Below are 12,062 nucleotides of genomic sequence, written 5' to 3'. Positions count from 1 at the left end.
GAGTGATTAGTTTTATGGAATTAAGTTCAATTGATGTAGATAAAATTGTAGAAGAACATCATAAATTTTATGAATCAAAGAAAAGTCGTGATATAGATTTTCGTATTAATCAATTAAGAAATCTAAAGGTTGCTATAAAGAAATATGAAAGTAGGATATATGAAGCACTAGATAAGGATTTAGGAAAGTGTGAGTTTGAATCTTATACTACAGAGGTAGGTTTTGTATTAAGTAGTATTAGTCACACTATAAAGCATTTAAAGCAGTGGGCAAAGGAAGAAAGGGTAAAAACCCCACTATACTTATTTCCAGCAAAAAGCTTTGTAATTTCTGAGCCCTATGGAACGGTTTTAATTATAGGTCCTTATAATTATCCATTTCAGCTTTTGATAGAACCTCTAGTGGGAGCTCTTGCTGCTGGCAATTGTGTAGTACTAAAACCTTCTGAAAATGTTCCAAATGTATCTCGGGTAATTACAGAAATGATTACTGAAACTTTCTCAAAGGAATATATACGTTCAGTGGAAGGGGGAATAGATACTAATACATCTTTGATTAATGGTACTTTTGATTATATATTCTTTACAGGGAGTGCTCAGGTTGGAAAAATAATAATGGAAGCTGCAGCAAAAAATCTAATTCCTGTTACTTTAGAATTAGGTGGTAAAAGTCCTGTAATTGTAGATGAAAGTGCAGATATTAAGGTGGCAGCTCAACGTATAATTTGGGGCAAGACAATAAATGTAGGTCAAACCTGTGTAGCACCGGATTATGTAGTAGTTAATAATAAGGTGAAAGACGACTTAATTAAGGAATTAAAGATACAAATTCAAAGCTTCTATGGTAAGGATGCTATAGAAAGTAAGGACTACGGAAGAATTGTTAATGATAGACATTTCCTAAGGCTTAAAAACATATTAGATAAAGAGGCAGATAAAATAATATGTGGTGGAAAAGTTAATAGAGAAAAAAGATATATTGAACCTACACTTATAGATGCTTCATGGGAAGGGGCAGCTATGTCAGAGGAGATTTTTGGACCTATTCTTCCAATCATAAGTTATAGCAATTTAGATGAGGTAATAGAAAAAATTAAGAGACTATCAAAGCCATTAGCTCTTTATTTATTTGCTGAAAACTATAAAGTAGAGGAAAAGGTATTAGAGGAAATTTCTTCAGGAGGCGCTTGTATAAATGATACAATAACTCATTTAGCTAATCCAGAGTTACCTTTTGGAGGAGTTGGAAATTCAGGTATAGGAGCTTATCATGGTAAAGAAAGCTTTAAGACTTTTTCTCATAGAAGAAGTGTTGTAAGAAAAACTACTAAAATAAATATCCCAATAGTTTTTCCACCTTTTAATAAAAAAAATCTAGATAATGTAAAAAAACTTATGAAATAAACGGCTGTATGTTAACTAAATCAGTATTAGAACTTATTATACAAGAGGATTTCACTAGGGGCTTTAAATATATATAAATAAATTATATGGTGATAAAGGGGGATTTTCATGAAGATTTATATTTCTGTGGACATTGAAGGAATCAGTGGAGTAACTAACTGGGGTTTTACTCATGAAGGTGGCTATAATTATGAAAGAGCAAGAAGGTTTATGACAGAAGAAGTAAAGGCAGTTATAAGAGGAGCTAAAAAAGCAGGAGCAGAAGAAATATTAGTAAATGACTCTCATGGACCTATGACAAGTATCCTTATTGAAGAATTAGATGAGGATGTAGTATTAATTAGTGGAAATAAAAAAATCCTTGGCATGATGGAGGGCATAGATAATACTTTTGATGCAGTTATGCTAATAGGATATCACGGAAGACATAATACTTCAGGAATCTTAGCTCATAGCTATAATGGTTCAGTGGTATCGGAAATAAAGTTAAATGGAAGAGTAGTGGGAGAATTTGAATTTAACTCCTTAGTGGCAGGATATTTTAAGGTTCCTATTGTTATGGCATCAGGAGATAATATATTAACATGTCAAGCTAAAGAGTTTAACAAGAATATAGAAACTGTGGAAGTCAAAAAAGCTCACAGTAGATATGTGGGTGAATGTATACAACCTAAAAGAGTTCATAAAATGTTAGAATCAGCAGCAGAGAAAGCTATTAATAATAAATCAGTAATACCTAACATATTAGAAGGTGAGGTAGAATTAGAAATAGCCTTTATGGATAGTGGAATGGCAGAAGGAACTTTATGTATTCCGGGAGTTCAGCTTATAGCACCTAATAGAATTAAGTACAAGGCAAAGGATATTATAGAAGCATATAAAATAAGAGGAGGTTTATTAACTTTAGCTGGGGCTTGGATGCGATAAAGCTTTAATAAAACATATAAAACACATAAAACTTTAAAAAAAGTAGAAACTATTTAAGGAAAGGATGTGTTTAGTATGAAGAGCAAACCAGGTGCTAATGTTAATAACCCAATGCAAAAGGGAGAAAGAAGACAAAGGCTTAATAAAAATCAAAATAATGTAGGCGATCCTCAAAATAAGCCTGAGTTTAAAGACTTCAATGGAAATGAAATAAAATAATTAGATTGTGTTTAAAGAAGCTGTCTCAGCAGTAGTTTATTTTGAGACAGCTTCTTTTATTTCATTAATATATTCTCGAGGTGATTTGTGAAAGAGTTTTTTAAAGCTACGTAGAAAACTAGAGTAATCATTAAATCCACAGAGGGAGCTAACTTTAGTTATTGGTTCTCCTGATTTTATAAGTTCTTGAGCCATAAATAATCTCTTCTGAATTATATAGTTATGAAGAGTATATCCAGTTTCATTTTTAAATTTATGCATTAAATAGTATTTGCTTATAAAGAATTCCTTACATATAAGTTCTACAGATAAATCTTGTGATAGGTTATTGTTTATATATTTTAAGATCTCTTCAATTTGTTTATCGTATTTTAAAGAATCCTTAGAAGTAATATAAGTTTTATCAAGATAAAGCCTGTTAAGATATATAATTAGTTGAATAAAGAGGGAGTTACTTAAAAGTTTACTTCCAAAATCCTGAGAGTTAAAGGACCCTTCTAAGGAAGATATGATATTTTTAAGGTTATTTTGAAATTTATCTTCCAGCCTAATTAAATTAAAGCTCTTCTCTTTTGCCAGGTTAAAGCAAGTAGATAAATCGCAACCATCATAATTATGATTTTCAATAAAATCTGAATTAGCCCAAATAATTATACGTTCATAGGTTTCATTGGAATCAATAATAGGTTTATGAACATCATGGTTGTTTACAAGTAGAATATCCCAAGGCTTTAAATAATAAGCCTTCCCTTCAATTAAATAAGTAACCTTTCCAGATAAAAAGATTATTATCTTATTAAAGTCGTGATAATGAAACTCGAATTCTTGATTTTTTTTATCCTTTATATGAAAAAGTTGAAAATCTTTATTAAGATATCCAGATTTGTTACTTGAATATATATTACTCATAAAGGTTCCTCCCATGTTAAATTTATCTTATTTATTATATTCTCATCAAAGCATTTTTTGCAATGTTTTAAGCAGTATATTCTATATTTATTGTACATAGTGTTGAATATAATAAAATTATAACATATAAGAGAGTTAAATTAGTAATTATATTATTTTATTTTAGGAGGAGGAAAAATGAAGATTTTAAAGAATTATAAGTCCTCAATAATTTTGATATTTTCAGTTATTATAGGTGGAATTATAGGATTGATTATGGGGGAAAAGGCAAGTGTTTTTGAGCCACTGGGAATAATATTTCTAAATTTAATATTTACGATACTGATACCATTAGTATTCTTTAGTATTTCATCAGCCATAGCCAATATGGATAGCTCTAAAAAATTAGGAAGGATACTTGGAGTTACCATTGTAGTATTTGCATTTACAGCTATTATATCAGGAGTCATTGGGGTGACTAGTTTTAAAGTTTTTAATCCTGCAGAGGGACTAAATTCATCTATGTTTACAGAATTAATGAATAATGCTCAGGTTGCATCGGGGGAACAAGTAGGATTTTTGGAAAAAATAGTTGCTAGTATTACTGTAGGGGATTTTTCACAGTTATTGTCTAGAAGTAATCTATTAGCACTTATAATATTTTCTATGCTCATAGGCTTTGGAACCATGTTAGCAAAGGAAGAAGGAAAGGCTTTTTCTAATTTTTTAAATAGTGGAGCTGTAGTAGTAAACAAGGTGATAAATATAATTATGTATTATGCTCCAATAGGATTAGCAGCATATTTTGCTAATGTAGTTGGTCAATTAGGAAGTCAAATACTAAGTGGATATGCAAAGGTCTTTGTACTGTATTTGATAATATCTATATTATACTTTATTATATTCTTTACCCTCTATGCCTATATAGCAGGAGGTAAAGAAAGTATAAAAGCTTTCTGGAGAAATTCTACAGGACCATCAGTGACAGCATTAGCGACATGTTCTAGCGCTGCTTGTATTCCAGTAAATATAGAGGCAGCTAAAAAGATGGGAGTATCTAGTTCACTAGCTAATATAGTTATGCCTTTAGGTGTAAATATCCATAAAGATGGTTCAGTAATAGGTGGAATATATAAGATAATGTTTTTATTTGTTATATTCGGAAGAGACATGAATAGCTTGGGAACATTAACTATTATTTTAATGGTAGGATTATTGGTAGGAGCTGTTGTTGGAGCTATACCAGTGGGTGGATCAATTGGAGAGATGCTGATACTAAGTATATTTGGATTTCCTCCAGAAGCTTTAGCAATAATGTTAGTTATTGCAACTATAATTGATGCTCCAGCAACCTTATTAAACTCAGCAGGAAATACGGTTTGTACCATGGTAATAGCTAGATTCACAGAAAAGAAAAGAGTCTAAAATAAAATTATAGGCTATCTCAGTTGGAGATAGCCTTATTTTTATTCAATTATACTATATTCAAAGTTTTCAAATAAAAGCTTAGAATCTTTTCCTATTTCAAGGGGAAGTAGGGCTCTAGCTATACTTATAGTATTATTATTTTCATCCTTTAAAATTGCATAATCTCCATCAATGGTGACAACTTGATAATTTATAGTTAACATTTTTAAAACCTACCTTTATCCTATAGAAGTTTAACAATATTATAGCTTTAAGTAATAAATATTCCAATAAAATTTATATAATCTATTTATAATATTTTATTAATTAGATTATATAATTACATATTTTACTGATTAATTAATAAAAACCATATAAAAATTCAAAAAAATAGTTAATTTATAAAGTAATTTAAGGTTAAATGTTTTATTACAATAATTACAATAATAAGAATAAAATGGTATAATTATCTTAAAATATTATAAAGGGGGACAATTAATTGGGAAAGAAAAATAATAAACTTTTAAGCCTAATTAGTGCATTATTATTCTTAGTAACTTATATCGTGATGCCGAGTATAAATGTTTATGCATTGGAAAAAGCTATTAATAATAATGTAGATACAACAATACTCCTATCAGAAGGTTTTACAGGGGCTAGAAAAAATGTGAAGCCAGAAGGAACAGGCTGGATAATTACAAGGAATGGGGAAGAAGCCACTGTATTAGATGGATATGATACAAGTGGAAATTATGGTAAAGAAAAACCTTCATTAGGATTTGGAAGATTGAGTGGAAGTAGTACTGAAACCTTAGAAACACCAGTATTCAATTTAAATTCACCAGGAACTTTAAGTTTTTGGTATAGGGGGCAGGCTGCTAATGGTCCTATAACTTCAACTTTTAAATTAGAAGTTAAAGTTAATGATGCTTGGAAAGAGATAAAAGGACCAGATATTACAGTAACTAGTGAAAGCACTTTTTCAGTTTCTTTAGAAAAGGAAGTTACAGCAGTAAGATTTACTTTCAACAAGACATCAGGTAACTTAGCCATAGATGATATTAAAATTACTTGTGATGGAGGAGGGACTACAGACCCAGAGAAACCTCCAGTAGATCCACCAACCTCAGAGGTCATTACTATAGCAGCAGCTAGAGCTTTAAGTAATGGGACTGAAGCTTTAGTTAGAGGAGTGGTTTCCTTTAATGATAGAAATCAAACACTTCATATTCAAGATGCTACAGGTGCAATTGCAATATCGAATAACTCTACTAAGATAGACTTAAGTGCTGCAGTTAATGGAGCTTTAGTGGAAGTTAAGGGGAAGAGAGATACATTTAGAGGATTATCTCAACTTCAAGCTAGTGATATTAAGGTTATATCGAATAGTGGTATGCCAGCTTCAGAAATTCATACTATAAAAGAGTTATTAACAGGAAATTATGACTCAAAATATGTGGAAATAACTAATGCAGTTATAGATGTTACAGCTAAGACTTTAACTCAAGGAGAAGATAAGTTAGACATATACTATGTACCCTCTAATATAAATGTAGTTACTGGTGACTTAGTTAATGTTAAAGGAACTATGGGGAAATACAACACAACTGTACAAATATATGGTTCATCTTGTACCTTTACAAAGGTAGAAGCTCCTGATACTGAAGGGCCTATTATAAAGCATGAACCAGTGGTTAAGGCATCGATAGATGAAGCGTTACAAATATCAGCCTCTATTGAAGATAATAAAGAAGTTAAAAGTGCAATGTTAAATTATAGAGCTAAGGGAGAAGAAATCTTCAAAGCTATAAACATGATTAAAGATGAACAAGGCAATTACACGGGATTAATACCTAAAGAAGAGCTAAACTTAAAAGGTATGGAATATTATCTTGTAGCAGAGGATGGAACTAATACTACAAGACTTCCACAAGAGGGTGTATTTCTTGTAGAAGTAACCAATGCAGATATAGTTGGGCCAGAAATATATGACTTAGTACCAGATAATGGTACAAGTATTGGAGATGTAGCAAGACCTGAAATAAAAGCTTCAATAAAAGATAGGACAGGAGTAAATAAGAAATCCATTAAAATGTTCTTTGATGGTGAAGAGGTAACTTCTAAGGCTACAATAACTGCAACCGCTATATTATATAAACCAGCTAGTGATTTAGCAGATGGAAGTCATATAGTTAAAGTTGAAGCTAAGGATACTTTGGGAAATTCTTCAACTAAAGAGTGGTCCTTTAAAAAAGGTAAACTAACTCATTATTTTGGACAACTTCACTCTCATACTAATATTTCAGATGGAACAGGATCTTTAGATGAAGCTTATACTTGGGCTAAGAATCATGGAGCTGACTATTATGCAGTAACAGACCACTCAAACTGGTTTGATAATGATACGGCAGCTACTTTGGCAGATGGGTCAGCAAGTAAAGCTTGGGCAAATGCTCATGTTACAGCAGATAAATATGATAAAGAAGATGATTTCACAGCTATATATGGTTATGAAATGACTTGGTCAGGTTCTACAGGTGGTTGGGGTCATATGAACACGTTTAATACACCAGGATTTGAAACCAGATCCAATAAGGCGATGGATTTACAAAACTATTACAATACATTGCAAACACAACCACAGTCAATTTCACAATTAAATCATCCAGGAAAAACCTTTGGAGATTTTGCAGACTTTGGTTATTATAGTGCAGGAGCTGATAAGGTTGTAAACCTAGTGGAAGTTGGTAATGGTGAGGGGCCAATAAGAGGTTCGGGTTATTTCCCAAGCTATGAATATTATACAAGAGCTCTTGATAAGGGATGGCACGTAGCACCAACCAATAACCAAGACAATCATAAGGGAAAATGGTACACAGCTAATACTGCTAGAACAGTAATTATATCTACAGATAACTCTAGAGAAGCTTTATATGATTCCATGAGAAATTTAAATGTATATGCTTCAGAAGATGAGAATATGACCATTGATTATACAGTAAATGGTAGTATCATGGGAAGTTCTTTAGGTGAAGTAGATAAACTTAACTTTAAAGTTAATATAGCTGATGATGATGTTATAAAGAAGGTATCAGTTATTTCTAATGGTGGAGTTGAGGTTACTTCTAAAGATTTTAATTCTAAAAATGTAGATTGGCAATTTGAACTTTCTCCAGAATACACTTACTATTATTTAAAAATAGTTCAAGGAGATGAAGATATAGCTGTTACAGCTCCAGTTTGGGTTGGAAATAGTAGTAATTTTGGATTGACTGCAGTTACTGTAGATAATGAGATAACTTTACCTAATGAAAAGGTTCAAGTTTCTGTAGGAGTTTACAATAATGAAGCTACGGCTTTAAAAGATGCTAAGGTGGAGTTCTTTGTAAATGAAATTAAAACAGAAAATAAAATAGGTGAAAAAATTATTCCTTTAGTGGAAGGGGCTAAAACTGAAAATGTTCAATTAGATTGGACACCTACTAAACAAGGTGAATATACAATTTATGCTAAAGCTACTATAAATCATGAAGGTAGTGAAAAAGTATTTACTAATAGTGTAAAGGTAAAGGCTAAAAATCCAGAAAATACTTATAAAGTTATGATAGATGGTGCTCACGTAAATCAATATGTAAGTGGAAATTATGCAGGAAAATACACAGCTCTTAAGAATTTACTACAGGATAGGAATACTATACTTTCTTTAAACAAGGAGCTAATAACTGCAGATACTCTTAAGGGAATAGATTTATTTATTCTTACAAATCCTCAAAGTATAGACAAGTCTGAATATAACTTAACTAAGAGTAAGTTAGAGCCAAGTGAAATAAAGGCTATTGCAGATTATGTAAAGGCTGGAGGAAATATAATAGTAACTACTATTGCTGATTATAAGGATGGAGAAGGAGAGTATAGCAATGATAAGCAGCTTAATCCATTACTTGAAGCTATAGGAACAGAACTTAGAATAAATGATGACCAAGTTATTGATAATACTACTAATGGAGGTCAACCTTATAGACTATACTTTAATAAGTACAGTTCACCATTATACAATTTAGTATCAGGTATTGAAGATGGAAAAGATCAATATAGCTTCTATAGTGGAGCTTCTGTTGTGCTTGCAGATGGAGCTAAGGGAGATAAGGTAGACTTCTTAGTAAAGGGTTATGAAACTACAACTACTAGCGATGCGGATAATGATAAAGATAACGTACCAGTGGAACAAGGTAAGGTATCAGTTATTGGTGCAGAAGAGTTAAGTAATGGTGGTAAGGTAGTAGTAGCTGGTAATACATTCTTCTCAGATTTTGAAACAGATGGGCAAAATGCAACTTCTTACTCAAATATTAAAATAGTAAAAAATATAATGGGTTGGATGATGCCAGAGAAGGTAGCTGAAAAAGTAAATATTGAAGATGTTAGAATAGATGCAAATAAGGACAATGTACCTGATTTATTAGGAGAAGAGTTTACTATAGAAGGCATAGTAACTTCTCAATCAGAGGCAGTAACTCCTAAAAATTCCTTCTTTGAAGTAGTGTATATAGAAGATGAAACAGGAGGTATCTGTATATTTGGTGTATCTAAAACTCCATTAAGGGTTGGACAAAAAATTAGAGTTACAGGTACAGTAGATGCATATCAAGGTGAATTTGAAATTCAAGTTAAGGATGAGGATGCTCAAATTCAAATTCTCGATGAAAATCCCGTGGATATATTACCGGTAAAGCTTTCTACTGGAAATAGTATACTAACTGAGAATGGTGGTAAGCTTATTCAGGTGCAAGGTAAGGTAGTTAGAATGGATAAATCTAATCTATATATTAACGATGGCACTGGAGAGTCAAGGATATATGTAGAAGGATATATATGGGATGGAAAAGATGAAGCTACAAAGGGTACATGGGATAAGAATATTAAAGTTGGAGATACAGTATCTGCTATTGGACTTGGTTCAATGGATCCTGAAGGAGCAAGACTTAGAGTTAGAAATACTGGAGAAATTGTGTTAATTCCAAGTGAAGGAACCAATGAAAAGGCAGTAATTAATGGAGCCGAGGATATAACAATAAAGGTTGGAGAGAGTTTTGATCCAAAGTCAGGAGTAACTGCTACTGATAAAGAGGATGGAGATATAACTTCAAAAATAGTAATAAAAGGTTCAGTGGATATAAGTAAGGCTGGAGAGTATGTTTTAACTTACAGCATAACCGATAGTGATGGAAATACTACTACTATGACAAGAAAAATAACTGTAGTAGATGAAGAAAAACCAGGTGAAAATAATAACGAAAAACCAGAAAATCCAAGTAAACCTAACAAGCCAAGCAAACCAAGCAGTTCAGGAAGTAATACTTCTAAATTACCTAAAACAGGAGGAGATAGCTCTTCAATAGTACTAATAGTTATAGCTGTTTTAGTAATTGGAGGAGGAGTAACTCTATTATTTAAGAGAAAAAACAAAGGTGAGAATACAGAGCAGAGTAAAAAATAAAAATAGACATTGAATTTAGGCATCTTCAAAAAATAGATAAGTCAGAATGCTCGTATATTTTGTGTTATACTGCGTCAACAGAACCCTTAGATAATGCTACTATCTGCGGAACCTGTTTCCTTGTCTAACTCAAAATATACTTCCCATCTTTGCCTTATTATTTATTTTCAGATGCCTTAGGGGCTGACTCAAAGCAAGTTTGAAACAGCCCCTTACAATAAAAATAGGTGAGAAGAGGGTTTTTAATGAATATAAATAAATACAAGAAGGATATTATAACAATAACAGTAACCCTTATATTAGGAATATTAATTGTTTTTTCATCTAAATTAATATTTAATAATGGATTTTTGTTGGACAAGCTAAGTGTTGGAGTAGAATATTATGAAGCAGAAATAGTAAATGTAATTAAAGAAAATTTGCAGGATGATAAATATATAGAAGAAATAGAACTAGGATATCAACAGGTATCAGTAAAAATATTAGATGGTCCTTATGTGGAAAATCAATATGAAATAACTAATAATGTAAGTAGACTATATAATACTGTAGTTAAAAAAGGTGACAAGGTAATAGTTGCCATGTATTTTATGGATAATAAGCTTAATGATGTGGCTATATCTAGCTTTAAGAGAAGCACTTCTTTATCTATTATGGTTATTTTATTTTTATTAGTAATATTATTGGTTGGAGGATTTAAGGGCTTAAAATCTATAATAGCATTACTATTTACAATGATATGCGTAATATTTTTGATGGTCCCTTTAATGCTAAGAGGTGTAAGTCCTATAATATCAGCTATAATAATAGCTATAATAAGTACATCGATTACCTTAGTGCTAGTATCAGGAACAAATAAGAAAACATTGTCAGCTATTATAGGAACTTTAATAGGAGTTTTAATAGCAGGGGTACTTGCTTACATATTTGGGGAAACCACAAATCTTTCAGGAATAAACATGTCAGAGGCTGAAAGTATAATGTATATAGCGGAAACTACTAATCTTAAAATAAATGGTATATTGTTTGCAGGGATTCTTGTATCTGCATTGGGCGCAGTAATGGATGTAGCTATGTCAATATCCTCATCCATATTTGAAATAAGTTCCATAGATAAGGTGATGAGTATAAAAGCATTATTTAAAAGTGGCATGAATATTGGTAGAGATATAATAGGAACTATGTCTAATACTTTAATTCTAGCTTTTGCGGGAGGGTCTATAAATGTACTTATTTTACTATACTCTTCAAATATGTCAGCTAATAGATTACTGAATTTAGATATACTTGGTACTGAACTGATTCAGGGGCTTGCAGGAACTATTGGAATAATTCTAACGGTACCAGCAACGGCAGTAATAGCAGCATATCTATGTAAGGCATCTTCAAAAAATAAGTAAGTCAGAATGCTCGTCTATTTTGTGTTATACTGCGTTAACAGAATCCTTAGATAGTGCTACTATCTGCAGAACCTGTTTCCTTGTTTAACTCAAAATATACTTCACATCTTTTACTTATTATTTATTTTCAGATGCCTAAGAAAGAACTTAAAACTATGAAGAAGTAGAATTTGAAATAAACTGTTTCAATCTTGTAATTATAAGAGTAGAAGAATCAAACTCATATAATTAGGGCTGATACAGTTTTTTTATTGTCTCTTGTGAGAATCAGAATGATGAAATATAAAAATGAATATACAAAGATGGGAGTAAATTTTTATA

8 protein-coding genes are annotated in these 12,062 nt (G+C 31.4%); 6 read left to right on the top strand and 2 right to left on the bottom strand.

The features are described 5' to 3' along the window. Positions 1–5: 5 nt before the first annotated feature. From ABDZ93_RS14260 to ABDZ93_RS14250, 3 genes are all read left to right on the top strand, one after another. Positions 6–1,403 carry an aldehyde dehydrogenase gene (locus ABDZ93_RS14260; RefSeq protein ID WP_343827580.1) on the top strand — a complete coding sequence of 466 codons (1,398 nt, stop codon included), beginning with the start codon at positions 6–8 and terminating at the stop codon, positions 1,401–1,403. Between the two features lie 108 nt (positions 1,404–1,511). Further along, positions 1,512–2,330: a M55 family metallopeptidase gene (locus ABDZ93_RS14255; RefSeq protein WP_343827113.1), complete on the top strand. Its 819-nt coding sequence runs from the start codon at positions 1,512–1,514 to the stop codon at positions 2,328–2,330. 75 nt (positions 2,331–2,405) lie between these two features. Then, entirely contained in the window at positions 2,406–2,549 is a 144-nt protein-coding gene (locus tag ABDZ93_RS14250; protein WP_343827112.1) for a clostri-philic family protein, read from the top strand. A gap of 36 nt (positions 2,550–2,585) precedes the next feature. On the opposite strand, the gene ABDZ93_RS14245 is transcribed toward ABDZ93_RS14250, so the two are convergent. After that, a complete protein-coding gene (locus tag ABDZ93_RS14245) occupies positions 2,586–3,458 on the bottom strand; it encodes an AraC family transcriptional regulator (RefSeq protein ID WP_343827111.1) in 873 nt (290 codons plus the stop codon). 177 nt (positions 3,459–3,635) lie between these two features. Between ABDZ93_RS14245 and ABDZ93_RS14240 the strand changes: the two genes are divergently transcribed. Next, positions 3,636–4,862, top strand: a complete 1,227-nt coding sequence (locus ABDZ93_RS14240; RefSeq protein WP_343827109.1) for a dicarboxylate/amino acid:cation symporter — start codon at positions 3,636–3,638, stop codon at positions 4,860–4,862. Positions 4,863–4,903: 41 nt separating this feature from the next. Here ABDZ93_RS14240 and ABDZ93_RS14235 read toward each other — a convergent pair whose 3' ends face one another. Continuing rightward, complete coding sequence (locus tag ABDZ93_RS14235; protein WP_343827108.1) at positions 4,904–5,068, bottom strand: chorismate--pyruvate lyase; 165 nt, start codon at positions 5,066–5,068, stop codon at positions 4,904–4,906. Positions 5,069–5,343: 275 nt separating this feature from the next. Here ABDZ93_RS14235 and ABDZ93_RS14230 point away from each other — a divergent pair, with 275 nt between their 5' ends. Both ABDZ93_RS14230 and ABDZ93_RS14225 read left to right on the top strand, forming a co-directional pair. After that, positions 5,344–10,341 carry a CehA/McbA family metallohydrolase gene (locus tag ABDZ93_RS14230; RefSeq protein ID WP_343827107.1) on the top strand — a complete coding sequence of 1,666 codons (4,998 nt, stop codon included), beginning with the start codon at positions 5,344–5,346 and terminating at the stop codon, positions 10,339–10,341. Between the two features lie 245 nt (positions 10,342–10,586). Beyond that, positions 10,587–11,741: a YibE/F family protein gene (locus ABDZ93_RS14225; RefSeq protein ID WP_343827106.1), complete on the top strand. Its 1,155-nt coding sequence runs from the start codon at positions 10,587–10,589 to the stop codon at positions 11,739–11,741. Positions 11,742–12,062 lie beyond the last annotated feature (321 nt).

The organism is Clostridium subterminale, from assembly GCF_039521425.1.
Classification (GTDB): Bacteria; Bacillota; Clostridia; order Clostridiales; family Clostridiaceae; genus Clostridium_J; species Clostridium_J subterminale.
Note: the sequence above shows the minus strand (reverse complement) of the source record. Positions and strands in the feature narration are given on the sequence as shown.

Excerpts from the sequence above, each read along its gene's own strand:
- ABDZ93_RS14240 (WP_343827109.1), top strand. The coding sequence starts at position 3,636 with ATGAAGATTTTAAAGAATTATAAGTCCTCAATAATTTTGATATTTTCA.
- ABDZ93_RS14255 (WP_343827113.1), top strand. The coding sequence starts at position 1,512 with ATGAAGATTTATATTTCTGTGGACATTGAAGGAATCAGTGGAGTAACT.
- ABDZ93_RS14245 (WP_343827111.1), bottom strand. The coding sequence starts at position 3,458 with ATGAGTAATATATATTCAAGTAACAAATCTGGATATCTTAATAAAGAT.
- ABDZ93_RS14225 (WP_343827106.1), top strand. The coding sequence starts at position 10,587 with ATGAATATAAATAAATACAAGAAGGATATTATAACAATAACAGTAACC.
- ABDZ93_RS14250 (WP_343827112.1), top strand. The coding sequence starts at position 2,406 with ATGAAGAGCAAACCAGGTGCTAATGTTAATAACCCAATGCAAAAGGGA.
- ABDZ93_RS14235 (WP_343827108.1), bottom strand. The coding sequence starts at position 5,068 with ATGTTAACTATAAATTATCAAGTTGTCACCATTGATGGAGATTATGCA.